The 24956-nt window shown below is 46.8% G+C and carries 16 protein-coding genes, 1 tRNA gene and 7 pseudogenes; 9 read left to right on the top strand and 15 right to left on the bottom strand.

Going from position 1 to position 24956, the window contains the following annotated elements:
• Position 1: 1 nt before the first annotated feature.
• The 6 genes from E2L00_RS12325 to E2L00_RS12300 all read right to left on the bottom strand — a co-directional run bounded on the left by E2L00_RS12325 (position 2) and on the right by E2L00_RS12300 (position 7469).
• The gene (locus tag E2L00_RS12325) at positions 2-349 is read right to left on the bottom strand and encodes a DUF202 domain-containing protein (RefSeq protein WP_167611856.1); all 348 of its coding nucleotides are present in this window, start codon (positions 347-349) and stop codon (positions 2-4) included.
• Positions 346-690 carry a YidH family protein gene (locus E2L00_RS12320; RefSeq protein WP_167611853.1) on the bottom strand — a complete coding sequence of 115 codons (345 nt, stop codon included), beginning with the start codon at positions 688-690 and terminating at the stop codon, positions 346-348. Before E2L00_RS12320 ends, E2L00_RS12325 begins: the two co-directional genes overlap by 4 nt.
• Positions 687-1412 (bottom strand): GntR family transcriptional regulator, encoded by a 726-nt coding sequence (locus E2L00_RS12315; RefSeq protein ID WP_167611850.1) that lies wholly within the window; start codon positions 1410-1412, stop codon positions 687-689. Before E2L00_RS12315 ends, E2L00_RS12320 begins: the two co-directional genes overlap by 4 nt.
• A gap of 48 nt (positions 1413-1460) precedes the next feature.
• Positions 1461-3206, bottom strand: coding sequence for a sulfatase (locus tag E2L00_RS12310; RefSeq protein ID WP_167611847.1), 1746 nt, complete (start codon positions 3204-3206; stop codon positions 1461-1463).
• A gap of 23 nt (positions 3207-3229) precedes the next feature.
• Entirely contained in the window at positions 3230-4645 is a 1416-nt protein-coding gene (locus E2L00_RS12305; protein ID WP_167611844.1) for a PTS transporter subunit EIIC, read from the bottom strand.
• Positions 4646-5390: 745 nt separating this feature from the next.
• Entirely contained in the window at positions 5391-7469 is a 2079-nt protein-coding gene (locus E2L00_RS12300) for a TonB-dependent receptor plug domain-containing protein (protein ID WP_167611841.1), read from the bottom strand.
• A 427-nt stretch (positions 7470-7896) separates the two neighbouring features.
• On the opposite strand from E2L00_RS12300, the gene E2L00_RS12295 reads away from it, so the two are divergent.
• From E2L00_RS12295 to E2L00_RS12275, 5 genes are all read left to right on the top strand, one after another.
• Positions 7897-9246 (top strand): ABC transporter substrate-binding protein, encoded by a 1350-nt coding sequence (locus E2L00_RS12295; RefSeq protein WP_167611838.1) that lies wholly within the window; start codon positions 7897-7899, stop codon positions 9244-9246.
• Positions 9243-10613, top strand: coding sequence for a di-heme oxidoredictase family protein (locus E2L00_RS12290; RefSeq protein WP_201279414.1), 1371 nt, complete (start codon positions 9243-9245; stop codon positions 10611-10613). The genes E2L00_RS12295 and E2L00_RS12290 overlap by 4 nt, the downstream gene beginning before the upstream one ends.
• A 661-nt stretch (positions 10614-11274) precedes the next feature.
• The gene (locus E2L00_RS12285; protein ID WP_167611831.1) at positions 11275-12651 is read left to right on the top strand and encodes an Orn/Lys/Arg family decarboxylase; all 1377 of its coding nucleotides are present in this window, start codon (positions 11275-11277) and stop codon (positions 12649-12651) included.
• 34 nt (positions 12652-12685) lie between these two features.
• The gene (locus tag E2L00_RS12280) at positions 12686-14182 is read left to right on the top strand and encodes an AMP-binding protein (RefSeq protein ID WP_167611828.1); all 1497 of its coding nucleotides are present in this window, start codon (positions 12686-12688) and stop codon (positions 14180-14182) included.
• 124 nt (positions 14183-14306) lie between these two features.
• Positions 14307-15278, top strand: a complete 972-nt coding sequence (locus E2L00_RS12275) for a DMT family transporter (RefSeq protein ID WP_167611825.1) — start codon at positions 14307-14309, stop codon at positions 15276-15278.
• A gap of 48 nt (positions 15279-15326) precedes the next feature.
• Here E2L00_RS12275 and E2L00_RS12270 read toward each other — a convergent pair whose 3' ends face one another.
• Positions 15327-16205, bottom strand: coding sequence for a LysR family transcriptional regulator (locus E2L00_RS12270; RefSeq protein ID WP_167611822.1), 879 nt, complete (start codon positions 16203-16205; stop codon positions 15327-15329).
• 134 nt (positions 16206-16339) lie between these two features.
• Here E2L00_RS12270 and E2L00_RS21975 point away from each other — a divergent pair.
• Both E2L00_RS21975 and E2L00_RS21615 read left to right on the top strand, forming a co-directional pair.
• Positions 16340-16444: pseudogene (locus tag E2L00_RS21975) on the top strand (IS481 family transposase); the annotation flags it as partial.
• Positions 16438-16660, top strand: a pseudogene (locus E2L00_RS21615) (LysR family transcriptional regulator); the annotation flags it as partial. The pseudogenes E2L00_RS21975 and E2L00_RS21615, both read left to right, overlap by 7 nt.
• 697 nt (positions 16661-17357) lie before the next feature.
• Here E2L00_RS21615 and E2L00_RS12265 read toward each other — a convergent pair.
• On the bottom strand, positions 17358-17915 hold the full coding sequence (locus E2L00_RS12265; protein WP_167611819.1) for a hypothetical protein: 558 nt from the start codon (positions 17913-17915) through the stop codon (positions 17358-17360).
• A gap of 108 nt (positions 17916-18023) precedes the next feature.
• Positions 18024-19076: pseudogene (locus E2L00_RS12260) on the bottom strand (DNA primase family protein); the annotation flags it as partial.
• A gap of 61 nt (positions 19077-19137) precedes the next feature.
• On the opposite strand from E2L00_RS12260, the pseudogene E2L00_RS12255 reads away from it, so the two are divergent.
• Positions 19138-19221 (top strand): annotated as a pseudogene (locus tag E2L00_RS12255) (STY4826 family bacteriophage gene regulatory protein); the annotation flags it as partial.
• Here E2L00_RS12255 and E2L00_RS12250 read toward each other — a convergent pair.
• A pseudogene (locus E2L00_RS12250) lies at positions 19219-19449 on the bottom strand (phage polarity suppression protein); the annotation flags it as partial. The pseudogenes E2L00_RS12255 and E2L00_RS12250 sit on opposite strands and share 3 nt — an antisense overlap.
• Before the next feature lie 15 nt (positions 19450-19464).
• Positions 19465-19623 (bottom strand): annotated as a pseudogene (locus E2L00_RS12245) (ogr/Delta-like zinc finger family protein); the annotation flags it as partial.
• Between E2L00_RS12245 and E2L00_RS12240 the strand changes: the two are divergent.
• Positions 19621-19959: pseudogene (locus tag E2L00_RS12240) on the top strand (phage polarity suppression protein); the annotation flags it as partial. The pseudogenes E2L00_RS12245 and E2L00_RS12240 overlap by 3 nt on opposite strands.
• 213 nt (positions 19960-20172) lie before the next feature.
• Here E2L00_RS12240 and E2L00_RS12235 read toward each other — a convergent pair.
• The 4 genes from E2L00_RS12235 to E2L00_RS12220 form a co-directional block, all read right to left on the bottom strand.
• Positions 20173-21795 carry a UvrD-helicase domain-containing protein gene (locus E2L00_RS12235; RefSeq protein WP_167611816.1) on the bottom strand — a complete coding sequence of 541 codons (1623 nt, stop codon included), beginning with the start codon at positions 21793-21795 and terminating at the stop codon, positions 20173-20175.
• Entirely contained in the window at positions 21795-23495 is a 1701-nt protein-coding gene (locus E2L00_RS12230) for an ATP-dependent nuclease (protein ID WP_167611813.1), read from the bottom strand. Before E2L00_RS12230 ends, E2L00_RS12235 begins: the two co-directional genes overlap by 1 nt.
• Positions 23485-24666: a tyrosine-type recombinase/integrase gene (locus E2L00_RS12225; protein WP_167611810.1), complete on the bottom strand. Its 1182-nt coding sequence runs from the start codon at positions 24664-24666 to the stop codon at positions 23485-23487. The genes E2L00_RS12230 and E2L00_RS12225 overlap by 11 nt, the downstream gene beginning before the upstream one ends.
• A gap of 162 nt (positions 24667-24828) precedes the next feature.
• Positions 24829-24904, bottom strand: a tRNA-Thr gene (locus E2L00_RS12220).
• Positions 24905-24956 lie beyond the last annotated feature (52 nt).

Genomic DNA, 24956 nt, shown 5'->3' with positions numbered 1-24956 from the left:
GTCAGACACCTCCTTTACCAATCAAATTAAACAATGCCGGTAGCACAAGTGAGAGCGATACCAGGCACAGCACCGCGCTGATTAAACGCTTAGCCAGCACCGAAGATGGCGTCGTAGGTTCTGAATCGGCGACAATCGTTTTCTGCCGACGATAAGAGATGACTACCAGCATCAGCGCCAGTATTGCGCCGATGCCGCTTAGCATGCCAGAAACAATATCACCGCGGGAAAATGCGATGCGAATCGCCGCCAGCGAGAATATCAGGACGGTGAATACGGTTCTGTGCCAGGCGAGCGCGGTACGTTCCGGTTGCAGTCCCGGATCGCGGGGGCGTAGTTCTTCGCTCACAGGAGTATCAGCGTCGCCAGTGTCAGTAAAGTCGCCGCCGACAGACCGCAGCTCAGCCAGAGCAGCATTCGCGGGTAGGCCAGCTCGGCGTCATTACGCATGGCGCGTTCGTTGCGCGCCCAGCGTCGCCACGCTTGCCAGGCCAGCACCGCAGCCGTTATCCCCAGCGTGGCAACCAGCAGTTCACGAAACGCGGACGGAGCCAGATTAGGCGCAAGCTGATCGATACCGATAGCCGCGGCCATAAAGGCCAGCGCGGTGCGAATCCAGGCCAGAAAAGTACGTTCATTTGCCAGAGAGAAGCGATAATCCGGCGATTTCCCCTCTGTTCTCCAGCTCATCGGCTATTCTCGACGATGTACTGATAGCAGCTGGCAAGGTGCTTCGATACGCCAAACTCCACCAGTTCCCCACGATCGTTATAGCCCCGGCGGGTTTTCACCAGCACAGGTTCGGCAGGATTAATTGGGAGGATCTCGCAATCGGCCGCCGTTGGCAGCTCTGCGGTAATAATGTCCTGATAGCTATCGATATTTTCATTATGCTGTTCAAGCATACCGTACAGGCTCTCCTCAAACACCTCCAGCGTCAGCGGGCCAAGACGCGGCGTCAGCCAGATGTAGTTTATCTGCGCGGGATGCTCATTTTCCCGGAAAATGGTGCGAATAAGCCGTTGGATTTTAGTCTCGCCATCAAGCCCAAAAGCGCGGGCCACCTCTTCCGGAGGGGTAAGCAGCTCCAGCGTCAGATTGTTGCGTGAAATGGGGCGCAGCTGTTGGCCATCCACCAGCCGGATACGGGCCTTGATATCCTGTTTTTCCGAGGTACTGATAACCATCGTGCCGATACCGGCCTGTCGCTTAACCAGCCCTTTCGCCGCCAGTTCGGCCAGCGCCCGCCGCGCCGTAATGCGGCTGACGCCAAAGCGCTCTTCAAACTCAGCCTCGGTGGGCAAAACGTCGTTCTTTTTATATTCACCCGCTTTGAGGCGGGACAACAGGATGTCATATAGCTGCGCATATAACGGTTTCGCGCCGCGGGAATAATCCAGTTCTTCTTTCATTAAACTTCTACTCCTTTTCCCCGGCGGCGCCCGCCGCCGGGATACTGCTCAATCAAGTCGCATTTCTAGCGCCATCTTATAGTACACGCTCTGATGCTGCTCTTGCGGAACGTCGTTCTGCACGAAATCCCACAAATTTTCCTGATTCCAGCCCGGATGACAGCGTGCTTTAAGGCGCTGCGCCAGCTCTTGCTGGCCGCTGCCTTCAAGGTGCTGCAGTAACGCATACAGCCCGTAGCGAACCTTTGGCGAAAATTCAGCCAGTTCCGGCAGCAGGTGCGGATCCCGCCCCAGCAGTTCGCTCTGCGCGTCGTCAAGGCCGTAGCGGCCGTACAGCTCGCCGGGCGCGTCGCTCTGTTTCATCATGGCCACCATACGATCCCGCAGGCGCTGCGCCGCCCCGGCATCGTGGCTCTGGGTCTGCTGCGCAGGATCCGCCGCCAAATCGTATAAGCGGTGACCAAAACGATCGGCGTCGCGGGTCATGACGGATTCCGCAGGCACCTTCATCACCGGACAGCCTTTCGTAAAATCAAACCCCGAATGCAGCGAAATATTCTGCAGTTCCCCGGGCGTAAAGCGGCGGTTGATGCGCGTTGGCATCAGCGTGTACTCATACAACCCGTCAATGCCCTGAACGGTTGGCGAGCGCATATAAACGTAGCGACCATCGGTAATGTTGACGTGACAGCCATGGTAGCCAAACAGCGCATAGTCGCGCACCGGCGTATCATCGCGCAGCGCCGGAATTAACGATACGCCCTGCATATCCGCCGGTTTTTCCAGCCCGAAAGCGTCAAGCAGCGTCGCCGGAACATCAATGGTCTGCGCCAGCGCCTGCCGGGATTCTCCCGCACAGGGATAATTCGGGTGCCACATAAAGAAGGGGATATTCGCCACTTCGTTATACAGCGGCATAATATTTTTACCCCACCATTCATGCTCGCCCAGCAGGAAACCGTGATCGGTATTGACGATAAGCATCGTATCCTTCCACAGATCGTAGCGATCCATGTGATCCAGCACACGGCCCACGTAAGCGTCCACCATTGTCAGCAGGGCTTTGTAATATTTCTGAATGGTGCTTTTACGCTCTTCGCTTTCGGTCACAAAATAGTATGGCGCCCAGCCGTCAAACTGCGCCGGGTCGTCGATGCCGTACATTTTGAGATATTTTTCCGGCACAAAGAACGGCTCATGCGGATCGAAGCACTCCAGCTGTAAAAACCAGTTATCGCTGGCGTGGTTGGTATCAATAAACTCCAGGCCTTTGCCAATCGTCCTCGCCAGATGGTGATCTTCTTCGTTTTGCATAAACTGCACGTTGATCTGGTGCTGCACCCGGCTGGTCACGCGCCGCTGCTTAATCTCTTCCGGCTCGCCGGATTCATAACGGTATTCCGGCTTATCCACCACGCCTTTCCAGGCGTCCCCTTCCTGGCCGCGCACGAATTCATAAGTGCTATAGCGCGAGTGGTAGGTTGCCCCGCCGTCACGCCAGTAGTGTTTGTGGTCAGTTACCAGATGCGTATGGATGCCGTTTTTCTTCAGCAACTCCGGCATTGAGTCATCAAAAGGCTCCAGCGGCGACCAGCCGCGGTGCAAAAAATTGTAGCGCCCGGTATGCAGCTCGCGGCGGGCGGGCATGCACGGCATACTGCCGACATAAAAGTTATCAAACCGCGCCGTTTTCTCTTTCAGCCGCTGAAAGTTGGGCGTAATGGCGCTGTCGCTTCCGTAGGCGGAAAGCAGGCGTTTGTTCAGCGAATCAAACATCAGCATAATTGCTTTCATTTTTTATTCTCTCTTGTCATTCGTTATGCCGTCGCTTTGTCGTAGCCGCGCACTTTGCCAACAATCCAGGTCAGCACAAAAGCCGCCGTGCAGCCAACAAGCCATGAAAGGATGTATTGTAGATATTTACCGTCCGCGATGAGCGGTAATGCGGACAGCCCCGCCGCGCCAACGCCGTTGGTGGAAACGCCAAGCAGCACCACCATCATGCCGCCAAATCCTGCGCCGATAGAGCCGGTGATAAACGCAAAGCCCGCCGGGATATTAACGCCAAAAATTGTGGGCTCTCCGACCGCAAGGATGGACGTTGGAATTGCCCCTCTCGCGATTTTTTTCATCACCGGGTCGCGCGTCAGCAGCAGAACCGCCGTCGCGGCGCCAACCATCCCGGCGTTTGACATAATCTGGATGGCAAACAGCGGTGCGTGCCCGGTAGCGTTGATCATTTCAATATGAATCGGAAACAGGCCGTGATGCAGGCCAAGCGAGATCAAAAACGGGAACAGCGCCGAGAGCACGAAGCCCGCCGCAATACCGCCTTTCGCCAGCAGGCCATTAAGGCCGTGCAGAATACCGTCCGAAACGATGCCCGCCGCAGGCATAATCACAAACAGCAGCGCGCTGGTCATAATTAGCAGCACGATGGTCGGCGTTAACACCACGTCGAGAACGTCCGGCACCACTTTGCGCACCTGCTTTTCCACCAGACACATCAGCCAGACGCAGAAGATCACGCCAATCAGCCCGCCCTGCCCCGGCATCAGCCCAAGCTCGGGGAGCTGGGGCGCAATGGTGATAGCCCCAAGCAGACCGCCCATAATGATATTGCCGTCAAACTCGCGCGCCGCCGTTACGCCCGTGTAGATCGCCAGGAAGCCGAACAGCGATTTCGTTAAGATGTCCAGGAAGTGGCTCAAGCCCAGTAAATGACGCTGATCGAGCACAACCTGCGTGGGAGAAAAATCGCCAAGAGCGGCGATATGATTCGCCATCGCCCAGGAAGCCGCGGAATTCACCAGCACGTTGTTGAGCCCCATCAGGATCCCGGCGGCAATCAGCGCGGGCAGAATGGGTACAAATATATTGGCAATATGCTTCAGGATAACTTTGGTACGGGTCTGCTTTTTGGCTTTTTCCCGTGCCTGTTTCGCCTTTAGCTCAACGTCGCTAAGCGGTGTATCAGATGCAGGCTGCCCCTTAAGCAGATCGTTAATGATGGTTGCGACTTTGGACGATTTTCCCGGCCCGACAATCACCTGCAGCGTATCGTCTTCTACCACCCCCAGCACGCCATCAATACCTTTGAGCGCCTGCATATCTACCTGCGTTTGGTCGGCTACCGTCATACGTACCCTGGTCATGCAGTTGGTGACATGGACAAAGTTTGCTAAGCCACCGCAGTGCTTAATAATGGCATTTCCCACCAGATTGTAATTCATACAGAGATCCTTTTTGTTATTGTCATCTCCATTTGTTATAACAATATAATGTTATCATGATTGTGAGCCATCTCATAAAAGCCTTTTTGATAGCTAAAAGCGTGTGAAAAAAGGGGTGAACGCCCAAAACGGTTCGCGAAAGCGTTTATTAGCGACGCGGATGCGGCGATCGGCGATGATGAAATCGCCATTCGGCACCTCAGCCATAACGGGCTGATAAGGGATAAGCCGGTGCTGGAAAAGACAAAAAAATCTGGCCCATCATCTGTAGCAACAGCAGTGAAACGACCTCTTTGTTACGACTTGCCTCATCCCGCTGCAACGCCGTACTGACCATCAACATTCGCTCTAACGTTTTCTTAGCAGGGCATAGCGCGCGCATGCGGTTAGTTTATTTGTGGCCTACAAATAAATTGTTTATAGATCAAAGGATCCATTTCAGGTTCAGGCTGCCCTCTTCGATAAAAACACATTGGCATTAGCAAACTGGAAAAGGTAACGCGGAATCTTTTGGTAGGTTTTATTTTGTTCTGCTTACCTTTCAGCAGAGCGCTGGCAGCCGGGTAGCTCATATCCTGGCGGTATCTGGATTAGCACAGGCATAAGAGCAGGTTATGAGGTAATAAGAAGAGAAGTGCTGGCTTTATTTTATTAAGCCAGCACTTCTCTTCTTTTTGATGAGGGTCGTCAAACTTCACTGTTGAAATATGGCGGCCATATTTATCGGGAAAGCCGCCTCATTATCTTAGAAGGTGATACGCACATTGCCGTAATAGCTGCGGCCATCTGCCGGATATACCGTGTCTTGATATCGAGCGTCAGCATTAAGCAGATTGTTAACGCCAATATTAACGCTGATATCAGACAGGCCAGGCGGGGTAATGCTAAATTTAAGGTTGGTTAGCGCGAAGCCTGCCAGCTTGTCTCCTTGTTGATTAATATAGCGGGAAGAATTCGCTTCAACAGAGGGGATAACGCTGAGCCAGGATAGCGGACGAATATCGGCGTACAGATTTCCTGAATGGCGAGGAACGTTGGTCAGGTGGTTGCCGGAGTCTTCCAGATCCCTGATATTGATCCAGGTATAGGCCGCACCGATTGACAGCAGGTCATTTACATAGCTGTTGACGCCGAGCTCAACGCCTTTACGCTCCACCACGCCCTTAACGTTGATGGCCTGCCGGACTGACTGTCCCGGGTAGTCCGGATAATCGCCTTTATTATAAATCTGCGACTCTATTTTATCGTCAATGCGGCTATAGAAAACGTTAGCCGTCAGTTGAGTGGCGTCAAGCACAAGCCCCTGATAACCCACCTCGTAATGTATGGCCTGTTCAGCCTTCAGACCCGGATTAGGAATAGCGACGCGATCGTCGGCCATGTGAACTGAAAAGCGCTCCTTAATAGAAGGCATACGTGACTTGCGCGCCAGGGTGGCGTGGAAATTATGCTCTTCGTTCAGTTTATAGAACACGCCGATTTGCGGGTTCCAGCTATCCATGGTTATCAGCGCTTCCTTCACCGTTTCCGCTTTTTTTGTTTCGCGGCGATCGTAGGACAACCCGAACTGTAAATCCCACTGGGAAGTGATGTGCCAGGTATCCTCCAGCCCAAAAGACAGGTTCCTGTCTGCATAGGTATAATCGTTGTATGTCTGGCCCGATTCCTTACGTTTCATCATCTCGCGGTGGTTATCAAACTTATAATGCGCCACGCCTTTCAGGCTGTTATCGGTGATAAGATTAGTGCCCAGTTCAAGGCTTCCTCCCCATGAGTAATCATCGTACTTACTGGCATCTCCGTTATAACGTGGAATAAGAAGGCTATTGTCAAATTTGTCATAAAACACGCGCGGCTTGATATAGGAAGCTTCACCAATACGGGTGCTGGAGACGGCGTAAAAGGTTTCTCTGTTCCACTTTGGCCAACGCCATGAGGTGCCGGAATAACCATCCGCATGAGGGTCGTAGCCTTTTTCTGCTTCCTGGCGCTGATAGCCGAAAGTATATTCGTCGGTATCATTAGGGGTATAGCCAAGTTTGGCGCTGACTTTCCAGTCTTCCACGCGATAGTTTCGTTTCTTTGTATTCTCGTAGCTTTTGGCCATCTTGTAATAATCACGTTCCAGCCGGGAAGCGCCTATCTGGGTATACCACTTGTCCTGACGTGCGCCAAGGTTGAAGCTGGCTTCCTTACCCTTACCGGTAAACGTACCAAGAGTCACGTCGCCCTCAAAAGGCGCTACGGGCTTGCGGGACAGAATATTAATCGCACCGCCGATGGCATTAGGGCCATAAAGCACCGAGCTGTAGCCTTTAGCCACGTGAATACTGGCAATATCTGCCGTTGTGAAACGTGATAAATCCAGGTTGCCATCGTAAGGAATGTATGCGGGCACGCCATCAATATAAACAGGCACGGCGAGGCTGCCAAAACCCCGCACCAGCGCGAAGGATTCATTACGCCCACCGGCTCCCGGAACAAAGGTAACACCCGGCGTCATAGACAATGCTTCGGCAACATTCTTTTTTTCCAGCAGCGTTATTGTTGAAGAATCAACCCGGCTCTCCAGCGCATCTGATGGTGAAGGCGCCTGGCCGTAGACAGTAATAGTCCCCAGCTGGAAAACGGAATTAGCGCTATCCTGTGCCTCTCTTTCTTCCCTTTCCTCCGTACTCTCTTTTTCTATTACCCTGCCATTTTTTTCCTGCGCGCCGGTCGCTAAAGGATATAAAGCCGCCGTCGACGCGATGAAAATTCCTAAAATAGCCGGGTGCCTGGTGGATATAGTATATTTTTGCAAGGTTCCCAGATTAGATTTCATAAGCTCTCCAGATATTTTTAAAGCCGCCATCCATATGGCATAAAATTATTTTTTCTTGAGAAACATTGAGAGAAATTCGGTGTATATTTACATATATAACGATGAGAGCGTAAAGAGTGTCATTCGGGATGTCAACAGCTTATAAATATAACCATTACTTAGTAGGCGGGCGCTGAAACGCTATTATGCCAAGCTTACCCGGCTATACCACTGCCCTGGACTTTTTGCTTTTTCATTAATTCCTTGTTTAAGATCAAGGATCTGTAGTGTTTTCTATCGCTATATAAAACAATATATTTCGATGCGTTTAAAGCTTGGAGCTCCATAAGTTGAGACGGCCGAAAAATGCTTTCAGCAATATATATAAATGCTGAATAGCCGGATTCAATCAGGATTGTGAACTGTTTGTTAAAAGTGAGTGTTATTTATGGAATATAATAAAGCAAGTAGGATCGACAGTTGGAAATTATTGCTTCTCGTTACCTGTTCACTGATATTTAATATTTATTCTCAGCCTGCCCGAGCGAATGAAAGTGACGATCGGGTTGTGGTGCTTACCAGCTACGCGGAGGAGGTTTCCACCCGCTTTCAGGCAGCTTTTGAACAAGCCTATCCCGGGAAACGGGTAGAGATTCTGTGGCGTCATGGCGAAGATGCGTATTATCACTTTATCCAGACCGGCGGTGAAGGCATTGACGTCTACTGGTCACCCGCACCGGGTAATTTCGCTATGCTGCGCCGGGAAAATCGCCTGGCCAGGCTTAATCTTGACCATAAGGCGCTACCGCGTGACATTGGCGGGATGCCGATTTCCGATCCTGATGACTACTATGCTGCTTTTGAGCTGGCTGGGTACGGTATCGCTTATAATCCCGACGCCGTAAAAGCACTGGGTTTGCAGCCCCCTAAAGAGTGGGCTGACCTGGCAGCGAATCCCTATGCAAATAAAGTGCAAATGCCCATTCCCGGTAGCGTAGGTTTTGCTCCTGTATTGTATGAAGCCATTTTACAAGCTTACGGTTGGGAAAAAGGCTGGGAGATACTTTCAGAAATAGCCGGTAACGTGGTCTTTAATCGAACCTCTCTTCCTGACGGTAAAGATCCTGTGGCTACAGGTGACATGGCCGCGCGTATGACGATGGATTTCTTTGTCTCTATCTCAACGGGAACGGACGGCAGCGGGAAAATCAGTTTTTCTTATCCCTCAAGGACGGTTTATAACCCGGCCCATATCGCTATTTTCGCCAAAGCGCCGCACCCGAAAACCGCCCGTGAATTTGTTGATTTTGCGCTCTCGGAAAAGGGGCAAAAATTACTTTTGCATCCTGATATTCATCGTCTTCCGGTGCGCCCCGCACTCTACAAAGCGCGGCCTGAGCTGGCTGTAAATCCTTTTACAAAGGACAGTTTCGGCTATAACGCCAGTTTTGGGCGCGAGCGCCATGGGCTGGTATCCGCTCTGTTCGATATTGCGCTGGTGCATTTTCACGATCGTCAAGTCACGCTATGGAAAACGTTACACGCAACAGAAAGCGCAGGGTTTGGTGCTGAGCCCGACGTAAAACGCGCCCGGCAACTCCTTACCACACCGCTGGTGAGCGATTCGGAGCAGAAAGATGTCTTCTTGCGCCATGCTTTTGCTTTTACCGAGAAAGCAGAGAAATCAGCCTCGCCCGCACGAATACAAATAGAGAAACAATGGGCTACGGACCTGACAGCCCGCATGGATGAAGCTCATCGGTTGCTGGAACGCTATAAAAGGCAGGTGACGCGGTGAAAAAAATAGCTTATTGGCTACTGTGCACGCTTGGTGGCAGCGTAGCCCAGGCCTGTGCTACAGATGAAAAAGCTGGCGGTGAATTCACCACGTTACGTCAGGATCGCGCTTCTTATGAAGAAATCGTCTGGGATAAGGTTGCAGATTCACAGCAAAGTGCCGTGACTGCCGGACGTGGTTTTGTGCGTCAGACATGGGTCGTTTCGCCTTCCCTTACTCCCGATGTCGCAGGACTTGGGCCAACGTATAACCGCCCTTCCTGCATTTCCTGCCATCCTCATAACGGGCGAGGGAAACCTCCTGAAGTGCAGGGTGAACCAATGCGCAGTATGCTGGTACGCCTTTCCGTGCCAGGCCTGGATAACGTCGGGGGCCCCAGACATGAGCCTGCTTATGGCGATCAGTTAAATGAGTTCGGTGTCCCCGGCGTGCCGGGCGAAGGCGAAGCCCGTATTGAATGGGTTAGCCTGAACAAAACATTACCGGATGGTGAAATTGTTGCGCTTCGCCAGCCGAAAGTTACCTTCCACAAGCTTGCCCACGGGCCGCTGGATAATTCAGCCATGTCGTCGCTTCGCGTCGCCAGCGTGATGTATGGGCTTGGCCTGCTGGAAGCGGTGCCCGAGAAGGATATCCAGGCTATAGCGGATGAACAACGTCGGGAGGGACGCGGCGTCGCAGGGACAGCAAATCGCGTATGGGATGTGGCAAAGCAGAGCAGTGTCCTGGGGCGATTCGGCTGGAAGGCTAATCAACCGACCGTACGCCAGCAGATTGCCGCTGCACTACTGGGAGATATGGGCATTACTACGCCGCTGTTCCCGAAACCTAACTGCCCGCCAGCCCAGACAGCCTGCATTGCCCAGAAAGCCGATACTCACCCTGAGCTGAATAATGAAACACTGGATCAAATGGCGCTGTATCACTATATGCTGGCGGTGCCTGCGCGGCGTGATGTAGATGCACTGGCAGTGAAACACGGCGAGAAATTATTTACTGAAATTGGCTGCTCAAGCTGCCATCGTTCTTCGTTAACGACCGGTGATTTTCCGGCACTCCCCGCCCTGGCAGGGCAGCTAATTCATCCTTATACCGATCTGCTGGTACATGATATGGGGGAAGGTCTGGCCGATGGACGACCTGATGGCATAGCCAGCGGTCGCCAGTGGCGTACTCCGCCTTTGTGGGGGACAGGATTACTGGAAAAAATCAACGAGCATACGACGTTGCTGCACGATGGCCGGGCAAGAGGTCCGCTGGAAGCCATTTTGTGGCACGATGGCGAAGCTGAGGATGCCCGAACTCATTTTGAGAACCTCAGCAGAGCGGATCGTGAAGCGGTTATCAGTTTTCTGAGGTCGCTGTAGATTATTGGGTAGCCTGCCGCCGGTTCGGGATCGGCATACTTCTTTTTTGCTGCATCCTTAATCGGCAGATAAATAACTTTCCGTACTGAGTCGTTAGACGGTACACCTTATATTTTTTATCGCCTTTCGGATCACACCGTTCAGATTTTTCCGGTGCGCTTTTTAGTTCCTTCAGCACGCTGAGCCGGAACTTCGCGCCTTCGTTTTCTGCCGATCGTATGCTCAACAGCGCTTTCTGGTACGACTAAGCTGACAATAATCATGCTGTAACCCTTCGGCTATCCCTTTTAAAATAAAGGGCATCATTTGCATTATTTAGCAAAAAACGAAGTGCTATTTCATTCCCGACATTGACGAGAAATATATGGCATTGCTTGTCATCAGTCCTGAAAAGAATAACGCCAGATGAAAAATTAAAAAACCAGACTGCATCCATCAAAGTATGTGGAGGTGCTGGTTTATATTATTTGATATTTATTTTTACTCCATAGAGTAATATCCAGACCTTTTCGTTCTTGCAACAGGAGCCGTTAGTTCTATTCAATGCGAAGGGTTATCACATTTATTGATATCTTAATCAGAAAATAAAAATTCTCATTTCTACATTTCGTAGGCATATTTATCCGGCCCTCATACACAAAGAGATAACAAAGGAATAATAATGAGTATCAAGATGACAGAGAAAACTCCTATTCTTACAGGCCTGAGAAAACTTATTCAGAAGAATATATATTCATTTCATGCACTTCCGGTTTCAAGCTACGGGAAAAGCGATATTGTAAATGATATCCACGAGGCAAATTTCGGCGGTTTTGAAGGCTCTGCAACTGGCGATTTGTTTGACAATTTCTTTTTCTCAAAAGGATTAATATCTGAATCGCAAAAAATGACAGCACGCCTCTATAATTCTGATGCTTCATTCTATATTACAGGCGGTACAAGCACAGCCAATCAGATAGCTATCTCTGCATTATATGTGAAAGGACAGCATATCCTGATTGACCGAAATTGCCATCAGTCAGTGCATTTTCATACGCAATCAATTGGGGCGGAGGTTGAATATCTTTATCCCGATTTGCAGACTGCAGAAGGAGAGATAAGCGCCTGGTCATACGAGCATCTTGAAAATACATTATTATCAATGCAACAGAATGGTAAAGGTTGCGATGTAGTTATCCTTACAGCCCAGTCCTACGAGGGAATCATTTACGATATTCCTCAGGTGCTGGGTCGCCTTCTTGCGGCGGGCGTGCAGACCCGTAAGTTTTTTATTGATGAGGCATGGGGCAGCCTGAATTACTTCAGTGATGATACGCGTCCGCTGACAGCGTTGAATGTCGGATCGTTGCTCAATGATTATCCCGATCTGGAAATAATCTGTACTCATTCAGCCCATAAATCTCTTTTCTGCTCACGGCAGGCCTCAATTATTCATTGCCGTGGCAAAAAGGAGCTGCCTGATAAAATCGAGACAGCCAGGTACAGAATCCATACAACCTCTCCCAGTTATCCTATTCTGGCCTCTCTGGACGCAGCACAAGCGACAATGTCTATGCACGGAAAAGCGCTTGCAGCACATTCAAGGGTGCTTGTTAACAAATTTATCAGTGGTGTTTCTGGTATTAAAGGTTTAGGTGAAAAAGCAATCTACCGGGAAATTTTCAAATCGTACTGGCATATTCACTACGACCCGACAAAAGTCATGATTAATGTCGTTGGCTTGGGTAAAGCTACGGAAATCAAAAACCTCCTTTGCGAGGAAAATATTTATATAAAACGATTTATTAATGACTCCCTGATTTTAAATTTCCACATCGGAATAAATAATGAAGCCGTTACGCACCTTCTTTCCTCACTAACGGATATAAGTGAAAAATTAGTTATAGACTCTGAATCAGAACATGAGATTTCTGATAAATTTATTATCCCTTATCCTCCCGGGGTCCCTCTTGTTTTTCCAGGGGAACCCATTGACAGGAAAATAAAAAGCAAAATACAGGAATATATAAAAAATGGTTTTCTGATTATCGCAGCCTGATACACATATTATTAAATAAATAAAGGAATAAAAAATGATTACTCTCAGCAGACTTACTGAGATTGCCCATTTACGGGGCGATGAAATCTGTATCACTGATAATAACGGTCAATATTCATGGAATGATATTATCCGCATCACTGAGTCCCGGGTGGTTTTTCTACACCGTGCATTTAATCAAGAGCAGTTGCGCTCTGTCTGCTATTTATCAAAAAACAACGCCGAGCTTATCTGTTGGCTGGCTGCTTTTACAACCCTGGGAATACCAGCCAACGGACTGGACTATTCGCTACCGGTTAAGACGCTAAGCACTCTGCTTAAACAAATTAACCCTGGTATGCTGTTAGTATCCTTCAACCTTTATACTGCAGATCAACTCAACCTCTTGAATGTTAATGGAATAACCATGTTGGCAGTGGATACTCCTACAGATTCGATTATCAACAGCATCGGTGAGCTTCATCATCCTGAGCTAGAAAACATAGTTTCTTCCTCTCCACCCGTATCACTTCGCGCTGTTTCCCTGACCTCCGGAACCAGCTCTGTACCTAAAATCGCATTGCGTTATCGTTCTTTTGATACGCGTCGCTTTGCCTGGTTTACCGAGCGCTTTGGCTTTACCCATCGCGATGGCTTCCTGCTTATCCTGCCCCTCTATCATGCTGCCGGGAATGGTTGGGCGCGGATGTTCATGGGGCTGGGAGCCCCCTTATACCTTATTGATCAGGATGACGAATCAGCTCTCGTTCAGATGCTAGCCATCAATACTGTAACAGCAACGGTAATGACACCAAATCTGGTACATCGACTAACAAATATAGCCAACAGGAAGACGATCCATCATCATTTACGCTGGGTTCTGGTCGGCGGCAGCTATTTCCCGATAAAAAGTAAACTAGCTGCCAGTGCTGCTTTGGGAAATATTTTTAACGAATACTATGGATGTACCGAAACTGGTGTGAATGTCCTGTCAGAAAGCGCAGATATGCTTACTTACCCAGGGAGTGTAGGCAGGGCTTTTGAAGGTAATACTATCATTATCGTTGCTGAAGATAATATTCCGCTTAAAACCGGTGATAAAGGAAGAGTAGCCATATCCAGCTATATGCTCATGGATGAATACGCTGACGGCAGTAAACCTTTCATTGAGATCGGCGGAGAACGTTATTTCCTGATGGCTGATTATGGTTATCTTGACGACGCCGGGAGACTATTTCTGATGAACCGTAATGGTGAAGTGCGCAGCAACCATGACATTTATCATATTGAGGAGAATATACGATCGCTACCCTGTATCAAAGATGTTGCCCTCACTTCCATCAATTTACAGGGGGAGATTCATATAAAATGTATTTTTAGCACTAGTCAAACTGACAAAGATATATCTCAACTTCTCGCCGGAAAAATAAAAGCGCAGGCAACTCAAGCTGGAATAATTAACTTCACGGCCCAGGCAGTAGAGAAAATACCCTATAGTCCAAGCGGAAAAGTACGCCTCAACGAGATCATACGTACTTTAGATGCCGCATAAAAAATCAGTATCAAAATTTCTGATAGCGTAATAAAAAATGACGACTAGTTATACGCATAACCATGTGGAAATATAACGCTACAACGTTTACGAATATCCCGGTAATTAAAGACAAGGTAATATTATGAATTCATATCTAAAAGGTTTAGTCTGTTGTTTGCTGGCTACGGTATCCTGGGGAATTATGTTCCCGGTCATGACGGATGCCCTGACTTATCTCGATCCGTTTAATTTTACCACTATCCGTTATGGTATTGCCGGCATTGCCTTTGCGGTACTGCTGCTGTTGCGCGAGGGAAGCAGTGCATTCAGCCTGCGGGGAGAGCGTTGGGGACTGGCCTGGTTGTTTGGTACGCTGGGCTTTGCCGGCTTTGGTTTCCTTGTATTCCTGGGACAACATCTGGCAGGTCCCGGAGGGGCTCTCACTGCATCTATCATGATGGCAACCATGCCAATGTTAGGACTTTTGACAGTTTGGGCGCTGAAAAAAGTACGTCCGCGCGTCAGTACTTTCGCCTTTATCCTGTTGTCCTTCAGCGGTGTCGTGTTGGTCATTACCAATGGTAACTTTTCAGCCGTGCTGAATTCACCTGTCAGTCTGACAGCAAACCTGCTGCTCATTGCCGGAGCTTTGTGCTGGGTTCTGTATACGATTGGCAGCAGCTATTTCGCGACCTGGAGTGCGCTGCGCTATACGACGCTGACGACGTTGCTGGGAATGGTCAGCGTAGCCACAATTGACGTATTTCTGATGGGTACAAAGACTATTCCCGTACCAGATATTGCTTCGGTGATAGCAGTAATTCCCCATTTACTTTACATGGCGCTGGTTGCAGGTCTGATGGCCGTACTGTGTTGGAACGTTGGTAACCGTATCATCACGCCAACCAACGGCGTACTCTTTATGGATGTTGTACCGGTAACTGCTTTTATTGTCTCCGCCCTGAATGGAGTAGTACCGACAAATATTCAGATCGCAGGTGCGGCGATCACGGCGACGGCACTTGTGCTAAATAATTTAAATCAGCGGAAATTAACTAAGCCAATTACGGGAGCTGCTACTGGTAGCCTGAAAACGTCTACCAGTCATAACTAAGAAATCTAATTTAGCCCTCTCCTTACAAGGCGAGGGCTCAGCTATGCACTAGTCGGGTATTTGCCAGATATCTTTTACCGTTTCGATCAATGCCGATACAACGGGGAAGTCTTCCTTTTCCCGGTCCCACAGAAAACAAAGCTGGCTTACTATTTTTTCTTTCGGCCAGATATAAACTTCCTCATTATCCTGTAGCACCAGCGCAATATCTTCTCTCATTAGGGTTATCCCCACTTCCATTGCTACCAATTCAGACAGCATTTTTTCCTGATCGGCTACAATAGCGGCTTCTACCTTCATGTTATGTTTTTCAAAGAAAGCCTGAGTTATAGCATTAAAAGAGCACTTTTCCGGGGTAGCTATCCACGGAAGCATCTGGAGCTGCTCCCATCCAGCTTGTTCAAGCCGAGTTTTCCAGGTCCACGGCCCCACAATACACAAGGTAACAGGAGAAACAGGAAGAACGCCCAGCCGGGGCTCATTCACTTCTCCGATAACAAAACCGGCGTCCAGTTCCCCTCGCAGAATTCCCTCGGTGATATAGCCAGAAATATTCTGTCTGATTGTCAGGCTGACATTCTCGTAACGTTGACGAAGTTGTGCGAGAACAGATGGCAGATTAAGGATCACAGGCATAGAAATAGTGCCTAATGAACAAGTGCCTGTAATATGAAATGCGCGGGCTTTGTTCACAAAATTATTTGCAGCTTCAAGCGCAAGACGTGCTTCATCTCTCATTACGAGACCCGCAGCGGTGAGTTCCATGCCCCGGGCGGTACGTCTGAAAAGTTTTACATTGAATTCAGTTTCGAGCAGTTTGATATGAGCACTCACTGCTGGCTGGCTAAGAAAAAGAAGGCTAGCCGCACGAGTAAGACTAGCAGTTTCTGCAACGGTAACAAACGTTTTGAGCTGGTTAAGATCCATCGTATTCCAAGCCTCATTCGATTGAACTATAGTAGATTAGTCGCGACGCTATCTGACATATACTATTGAAAGATAGAGAGTTACCGATTTGATGTGGGTATCGAATCCTTATACAAAACATGACGTAACTCTTTATGCCTTATACTAACAATCCCGTCATTAAACACAAAGCCAGTTTGCCTAATCTGGCCGAAGAACTCAGCAACGTGTCAAAAGGATGGCGGCCGTCGAACATATCGTCAATGCGGCACTGGCCAGGCTGGCATCGCCTTTTTGTCCCAGCAAGAATTTGGTTCACACATCAACAAAAGCCACCTGTTTCGCGTGATGGAGCCCCGGTATCAGCCATATCTCGGCTATAACCTGTATTACCGCAACCATCTCCGGCATTTTCGCTGGCGGTCGAGGCTTTACGTGTACATCGAAAACGGCAAAAGAACCGCGTAGTTAAATAAGAATGTGGGTTATTTGAGATAGCCCTGTGACGTTAGTCATCCCTGTGACTATTCAAAGCGCGCAGGCGCCAAAAGCCACTCGCATATCTTTTCCATTGAAACGATATTCCATACGCCAGACCAGTATCTGGAACCAGCAGGAACAATCTCAGGATACAACCTTGCGCCCTCGGACAGCTTACAGGCTTTTGTTAACCCGGAAGGAGTTTGAAATGGTGCGATAACAGGAACCAATAACTCAACATAACGTACTGATTTATATTGAGAACTTAAATTCGATAAATAAAACTATACACATCCCTATACACATCGGCGATAGCGTTCATTTTTTGAACCTGATTCTGGGTAAGAAAAAGTTTTTTTACACTTAACTGTTCACACTGTTCACCTCGATTATTTCTCATTTTATATCATATGGTTAGGTGGTGATGAGTTGGTGAATAGTAAACAGTCGACTCTTCACCATTGTGATTTTTTCTCGTTCTGGATGTGCCCGGTCAGGCGATGAGCGGGGGGAGGATAAAAAGTTTTTTCAGGTTTTACTGTTCACTCTGTTCACCTCTAGTTTTTTATCAATAATTTCATAGTGATACAGGGTGAATATACGGTGAAGGGTGAACAGTGGATTGTTCACCCTTCATGGCAGAAAAATATAAATGCAGGTAAGAAAGACTATTCTGACGCAGATGAGTTAGTGTTATGTTTTTATCTTAAGCAAAGCTTTCTCAATTTTGGCTAGATTTTCAGCAATCTTTTTCTCATTACTATTATCTGAGGCATCCACCCTAGCCAGTGATAACAATTCAATATAACTTTCATTAGTAATATTTCTTGCGAAAGGGTTCTTGCTATTAGCTTTACGGAAAGTTGTAGTTACTCTAATTTTTTGGTCACCTAAAATCTTCTTAGAATCATCGAAATTTCCAAGCCTCAATATCCTGCATGAACCTGGTGCAAGGAACGGTATGCCTGAAACCAATGCACCACCCGTTAACGCACCATACTCACAATTAGAAAGTGAATGCTTGAAGATATTTTCATTAAAACTGAAGGTTACATCCTTTGCAGCACTTTTACCTATATTCTTAATTACAATATTTAAAACAGTTTTAACTTCATTATTTTGTTCAAGGTAAACAATGACGTCCGGGTAGGTGCTTTCTTTGTAAACAAGGTAACTAATACATGATGAGCCAACGGCAACTAACATTGTTAATATATTTATTAATAGCCCACCGGTCTGAAAGTAATCCATTTTCTACCTCTCGAAAAATAGATGAAATATTCGACCATTATACACATCTCGTAAATCATTATGTCAGCAATTAAAGTAACAGACCGACTATTGCCGGTCTTAGGTTGGTTATGCCGCGGCGGGGTCGTCGCACTTCGGCAGCCAGTCGCCGTAGCTTTCCTCTTTCAGCGACAGATTGGTTTGTATCCCCTGCTTAGTGTGCCGCTTCTCATAATTCAGGCCGTACTCTTTGAGCATCATCGGCAGCCCCAGCCCGAACATTTTCAGGCTGAGCACGTTCCTGTATCCGTTAGCCTCCATATAGGCCAGATACGCGTGATACAGATATTTACGGTAATTACGCGGGACAATGCTGGCATTGCCCATAAACATCCCGCTGGTCTGCGGCAGCATTTCCAGATAGCCGCAAAAATCAAACGTCGGGTCAGCATCGCGCTTGATGCTGAGTGCCTCGTCGGAGTTCTGCTGCGACTGGAGCAGTGCGCGTGCAGTCATCGGGTCGCTGAATTTCTGCATAAGCTGGCGCACAATCACGGCCAGCTCGCGGGCGATTTTATCCCTGAGCTGCGGGTCGCGTTCCTCCGGCGCAACCTGCTCCGGGAAGTGAATAATCACCCGGCGACGTGACACCCCGCCGCTGCGGTCGGTGAAGCGCATCGGGTTGTTGTTCACGGCCAGAATCACCGCCGGAATATGTGTTGAGTACGGGTTCTGGTATTTCGGGTCAACTGAGACCGCATCGCCGCCGGTGATGGCCTTAAGCCCTGCGCCGTCACCACTCCATTTTTCCTGGTCAGGCAGTCGGATAAGCGAAAAGCCAATCAGGGAGGCACGCTTGCGCGGGTCTTCCAGTGTGTCGATATCGGCTGACGTGGCGTTATCTTCCCCGGCGAGCAGGGTCGCGATTTCAGCGAGAATACTTTTGCCACTCCCGCCGGGACCGGTCACTTCGAGAAAGAGCTGCCAGTCGTAACGGTTCGCCAGTACCATAAACAGCGCGGCCAGAATCACGTCGCGTTTTTGTGGATTTTTACCGGCCGCACGGTCGAGCCAGCGCCAGAAATTCGGCGCGTGGGTTTCCAGCGTTTCCCCCTCCACCGGCGGGGTAAAATCCACGTCGCACAGCGTGCGCAGCCAGTGCGATTTACTGTGCGGGCTGAAACGGATGAAGCTTGCCGCTGAACTGGCAGCCAAAAACCCTGAACAGGCGGAGGGCTGAATTATGTTTCACTGCCCGTTCTGCAAAAAGACCGCGCACGTCCGAACCAGCCGGTATCTGTCGGAAAACGTCAAACAACGTTATCACCTCCTCATGTGAGCGGATATAGCGACCGGCGGCCTGATTAATCTCCCATTTTTTCACGTCGATATTGTCGCGCAAATCCTGCATTCTGCGCGGGCTCTGCTCGTCACCGGCAAGAAGTTGTTCACGGTATTCCCGTTCAAGGTCGGCCAGTTCGGTTTTACGTTTCAGCCAGGTATTTTTGTTCGTCTGACAGGCCTCAAAAGCCTGCTGTATTGTCACAGTGGTCACGTGTCTCTCTCCTGATTAATGCCGGAACGGCGAGCTGTAGCAGCCCTGTACTTTACGCGACGGCGGTGGCGTCACCGGCGCGGGGTCGGGTTTCTCCGGTGCGGCACGTATCACACCGTCAACAGACTCGATGGTGCGGAAAGTGGCCGAGCATTCGATATTGGTACACTGGTGCAGCACATCAGCATCCGCAACCGGCTCCATGACTTTATGCAGCAGCACGGCGCGGAGCTGGCCGCCACGCTGGCGCCTGAACTTATGGGGTATAACGAACAGCTTCCCGCAGTAAAACAGAGCGCCATGCAGCACTCGGTTGATTATCTGCGTGAAGCCCTGTCGGTGTGGCTGGCCGCAGGTGAAAAAATTAATTATTCCGTGCAGGACAGCGATATTTTAACGGCCATCGGATTCAGGCCTGATGCGGCTTCGCGGGATGATAATCGCGAAAAATTCACCCCGGCACAGAACCTGATTTACACCCGCCGACGTGCAGAACTGGCCACACGGTAGCACGCGAAAAAATCCCCGAAAATTCCGCTATTTTTCCTGAAAAAAGCCATGCATCCATAAGGTGCATGGTTTTGCATGCAAAACCCCGTATTTTATTTTCCCCACCATGCCAGTACCGGCGCTGCCTGAGCCGGTTCATGCACCTGCATTATAAGTGACCTCTTAAGCGGGCAGGCGTGGCGGGGAGAGCATTGCGCGCAAAGTACAGTGCACTTATAATTTTTTAAACAAATTTTCCAAACCTGCGCGATTAAAAAACTGAGATGGTAATGCTGGGATTCTGTAGCCCTTCGAGCCAATGCGCTCTGTTGATGTTACTAATACAACAAATTTTTTGGCTCTTGTTAATGCAACATAATGTAAATTCAGACATTGCTTTTCATTTTTATAAATAACATCCCTACTGCCAACTGGATATTCTCTTTTAGGTAAAATATGGTCGTAAAGATCTAAATGATATACGCAATCAAACTCTAATCCTTTAGACTTATGAATATTCATAATCTGCACTTCGTTTTGATTAATCGGCAAGTAATTATTCCTTACTGCATCAACCTGAAGCACCTCATTAATTCCATCTACGTGTATTGACTCAAGATTATAATCACCTAAAAGAGTTAAGACTCCACGAATAGAAGCTATGAGGCTATTATCATCAATCTTTCTGACGAGATTAATTTCACGTCTCAATACTTTAATCTGTTGTTTTGTAATACCAGCTTCAGAATAATTATCTATAATATCTTGTGCTGTGTGATTATTATTATACCTATAGTGTAATAAATCTATAATCACCCTAGAACTATCAGTGCCTAGTTTTGATAATTTATCATCCACATAAGCTCTATTTTGAACTTTAAGACAGGAGGATATATATGAAACACTTTTATTGCTTACCGTAAGGATAGCAATTTGATTGTTATGTTTTATTTTAAAGGAATTTTTTATTGACTCTAATCCACTATCAATCCATGAGGCAATTTCTTCAAAATACCCTGGAATACAAGCTCGATAGACTTGTATATCATCACCTGCAATCAGAGTACATTCAGGCCTTATCAACCTTGAAGCATAATTAACAATAGAATAATGGCAACGATGGTTTATTGTTAATTCAAACGGTTCAAATTCATTATCGCCATTTTTGAGCTCGATCAAATATTTTGAGTTTTTCTTGGCGTATTCATGAATAGATTGATCAGCATCGCCTACTGCAACTGCTTTAATACCAAACATCGAAAGCAGTTTAAAAATCTCATGCTGTATAAAACCTGAATCTTGATACTCGTCTATGTATATAGATTTGTATTTCGCCTTGATATATCTTTGGCAAGCAGGTGAATACGTAAGAATAAAAAGAGACACTAGTGGAGCCAACTCAAGTACAAATACCCCATGAGAATAAAGGGTGTAGACTTCATTTAGCGCATTCACATCCTCTTTTAAAATAACATACCCATCAGATAACAAAAATAACATTCTTGTTTGTTGCTCAGGTAATAACTCATTAAATTTAATGATTTTTAATGATTTAGGCCTACATGCAAAATGACTCATAAAATTTAGAACAATTTCACGCAAAAAGAATTTATCAATCGTTCCAAAGAAACTAGATTTCACATCTACTATAAATTTTTTTGATCTTTTTAATAATTCGTCACTAGCTTTATTAGTATGAGATATTGCAATAACTCCTTGAAAGTTTTTCATCCCCCTCAAATCTATTGCTATTTTTTCAATTACTACAGTAGTTTTTCCACTGCCAGGGCACGCGGTTAAAACCATATTGCTAGGAAAATCTATGGCATTTTGCTGTTCCTCTGTGAATTGGATCATTAGATTTCCCCTTTAGCCAAAGAGATAGCCATATGCAATGGCCGAACGAGATCTCCAGTTGCAAGTTCAGTTAGATTTTCCCTCTTAAGGGCTATCAATTCACGCATGCGTGTTGCCTTTTTATCTCTCAAATAATTAGCAGCTTCATTTATATTTTTTTTACCGCTATATTCAAGAACATGCGCTGAAAACTCCTGACACAAATCTCCCTCAAGATCCGTAAATGATAGAAAAACTGCATTAGCATTTAAAATTGGTGACTGCGCAATCCACTGAGTGTTTAATTGAGATTGTTCTATTTTTGCTAATTCATTCTTTAACGGTGGAAGTCCGCATAAATGGCGGCCTCTATTGATCCCTGAATATTGATATTCATCTTTATGAGGGACCTTTCCAGCATCATTATCTGTCCTAACAACATATTTTATATTAAAAGATTTTAATATGTTTTTATAAACCTCAAATTGTACTCCATCAACTGATAAAATACTTATATTATAGAAGTCTAAATTATACCCTAAAGCTTTTGCCAGTTCGTTATAGAAAATCAGCTCGGAGGGACCTTCAACTAAAAAAACCACATCGGCAAAGAATGCTTCCGCAGGAATGATGCTTATGCGATAACCCATTTTATCCCAAGCCTGGCTCACACATTTTGAACATCCATTACTTGCTGCAAAAGAGGCTCCATTTCGAGAGTATATTTTTATAATTGAATCAGGCTGATAATTTACTGCTATTTGAGGGGAATGTGTTGTTACAATTGATTGTCCAGGTAATTTACTTGTAAGATACTCGGATAGTTTACGTTGTTGATGAGGGTATAAGTGCGCCTCCGGCTCCTCAATGCAATATATTACCACCTCACTATTTTCGTCATGTTCCCTGACACTTTTTGACTTCCAGAGAGCTAATAATATCTGATTATTCAATCCATCGCCTCCAAGAAGGAGTTTATGTCCGTTTGAGTTTGAACTTAACTCTAACTTTTCAATGAACTGATCAACACCTATTGCGCCTGAATCCAATTCGATATTTAAACGTTCATAGTTGTATGATAGTTTTTTTAACTCTGAATTCAATTCAGCTGTTGCCTGTTTGACATAGCTTATTTCCTTAACTTTAGAGTTAACATTTTCCAATAGAGTATTTAAATCTCTAAGGGATTGCTGATCAATATCAACTTGCGGTTGTTCTCTATTTTCTTGAGCAAGTCTTAGAAGATGCCTCTTTTCTATGCTAATATATTTATCCAAATCTCTTTGTGATTTAATATATCTCATACTAAGATACTTCAGATAGAATCTAGACGTTATTTCATCATAATTATCTTCATCATGCCCAATAAAGATCTTATATGATAAATCATTTCGATAAGCCACATATTTTATATATGTATTTTTCCCATCACTAACATACCCGTTTAGCTTTGATACGACAGCATCTTTATCGACATTTTTAAATTTTATTATTACTTGCAATTCATCAACAGTATCACCCTTGAGGTTTACATGAAAATCATTAGATTTTGGCTCTAAATCTAATTCAGAAATACTTTTATCAAGCAACATTCTTACCGCGTAAACTAGATTTGTTTTCCCAACATCATTTGCACCTATAATTAATGTGGAAGGTTCAAAATTTACAGTAGCGTCAGAATAGTTTCTGAATCCTTTAAGAGAAACCGTCTCAATATGCATTATTATTCCTTAAAATAAACGACGAGTAAAAATCTAACATTGTACGACGCTGAGAAATATACTGAGCATGATTATATGTTCCTCTAATAGAATTTTTATCAACATGCGCTAGCTGAAGTTCTATCCATTTAGAGTCATAATTGTTTTCATGAAGAATAGTTGACATCATATGCCTGAATCCATGACCAGTTACTTTCCCTCCATATCCAATCCGCTTAATAACTTGATTTATACTCGCTTCACTCATAGGTTTGTTCGGATCATTCCGCCCCGGAAAAACATAACGATAGTTCCCTGTCATGATCTTAAGTTCATTGAGTAAATCTAACGCTTGAGTCGACAAAGGTACAAGATGTGACCTGCGCATTTTCATCCTTTCTGCAGGAATTTCCCAAATAGCGTTATCAAGATCAAATTCTGACCATAATGCAGCACGTAATTCGATGGTTCTTACACCCGTAATCATTAGTAATTTCGTAGCAATCTGGACAAGCCGACTCCCTGTGTAACAGTCTAAAGCACACAGAAAATCAGGTACCTCATCAGCTTTCAGGAACGGGAAGTGATTTGATTGATGTACATCGAGGGCGCTTGAAAGATCCGCAGCAGGATTGAACTCAGCCCTTCCAGTAGCAATGGCATAGCGGAAAACTTCTGAGCATCGCTGCCGAACTTTGCGCATTTTTTCTAATGCACCTCGCTTTTCGATTTTACGCAGCACATTAAGCAGTTCTAGCGGTTTGATTTCGCCTACTGGTCTCGTACCCACGTAAGGAAAAATATCGTTCTGAAACGCTTCCATGATGTCAGAAGCATATCCTTCCGACCATTTGGCAGACTTCATTTGATGCCACTCTGTCGCTATCTTTTCGAACGCGCTTTCAGACTCGGTTTGCAAAGCAATCTTCTGCTCTTTTCGAACCTCACTCGGATTCTTTCCTTCGGCGACCAGTTTTCGGGCATCGTCACGACGGGAACGGGCATCTGCAAGTGTGATCGTCGGATACACACCCAGCGAGATCATTTTTGGTTTACCGGCAAAACGATAACGGAACCGCCAGCTCTTGCTTCCATTAGGTTCTATAAGCAATGACAGCCCTTGCCCATCTCCAAGTGTATAGGCTTTAGCTTCAGGCTTAGCGCGGCGAATCTGCATATCGTTTAAAGGCATGTGTATAGGAATCCAGACCGAACAGGAACATATACACAATCCTATACACATTCAGTACCGGATTCTACTGGATGGTTACGGACTACTATGGAATTAAAAGAATAAAAAACGTTATAAATCAGAGATGTTATGGACTAATACGGACGTTTGAGGAAGTTGAGATGGTGCCGATAATAGGAGTCGAACCTACGACCTTCGCATTACGAATGCGCTGCTCTACCAACTGAGCTATATCGGCTTTCAGGATGTAGCCACGAACGTGACTACGGCATAAGAGGTTAAGAAAAACG

The sequence above is a fragment of the Cedecea colo genome, from assembly GCF_011808225.1.
GTDB classification, from domain to species: domain Bacteria; phylum Pseudomonadota; class Gammaproteobacteria; order Enterobacterales; family Enterobacteriaceae; genus Dryocola; species Dryocola colo.
This window is presented reverse-complemented; position numbering and strand designations above follow the sequence as displayed.

Coding starts and splice junctions, on each gene's coding strand:
- E2L00_RS12320 (WP_167611853.1), bottom strand. CDS start 690: ATGAGCTGGAGAACAGAGGGGAAATCGCCGGATTATCGCTTCTCTCTG.
- E2L00_RS12315 (WP_167611850.1), bottom strand. CDS start 1,412: ATGAAAGAAGAACTGGATTATTCCCGCGGCGCGAAACCGTTATATGCG.
- E2L00_RS12310 (WP_167611847.1), bottom strand. CDS start 3,206: ATGAAAGCAATTATGCTGATGTTTGATTCGCTGAACAAACGCCTGCTT.
- E2L00_RS12305 (WP_167611844.1), bottom strand. CDS start 4,645: ATGAATTACAATCTGGTGGGAAATGCCATTATTAAGCACTGCGGTGGC.
- E2L00_RS12300 (WP_167611841.1), bottom strand. CDS start 7,469: ATGAAATCTAATCTGGGAACCTTGCAAAAATATACTATATCCACCAGG.
- E2L00_RS12295 (WP_167611838.1), top strand. CDS start 7,897: ATGGAATATAATAAAGCAAGTAGGATCGACAGTTGGAAATTATTGCTT.
- E2L00_RS12285 (WP_167611831.1), top strand. CDS start 11,275: ATGAGTATCAAGATGACAGAGAAAACTCCTATTCTTACAGGCCTGAGA.
- E2L00_RS12280 (WP_167611828.1), top strand. CDS start 12,686: ATGATTACTCTCAGCAGACTTACTGAGATTGCCCATTTACGGGGCGAT.
- E2L00_RS12275 (WP_167611825.1), top strand. CDS start 14,307: ATGAATTCATATCTAAAAGGTTTAGTCTGTTGTTTGCTGGCTACGGTA.
- E2L00_RS12270 (WP_167611822.1), bottom strand. CDS start 16,205: ATGGATCTTAACCAGCTCAAAACGTTTGTTACCGTTGCAGAAACTGCT.
- E2L00_RS12265 (WP_167611819.1), bottom strand. CDS start 17,915: ATGGATTACTTTCAGACCGGTGGGCTATTAATAAATATATTAACAATG.
- E2L00_RS12235 (WP_167611816.1), bottom strand. CDS start 21,795: ATGATCCAATTCACAGAGGAACAGCAAAATGCCATAGATTTTCCTAGC.
- E2L00_RS12230 (WP_167611813.1), bottom strand. CDS start 23,495: ATGCATATTGAGACGGTTTCTCTTAAAGGATTCAGAAACTATTCTGAC.
- E2L00_RS12225 (WP_167611810.1), bottom strand. CDS start 24,666: ATGCCTTTAAACGATATGCAGATTCGCCGCGCTAAGCCTGAAGCTAAA.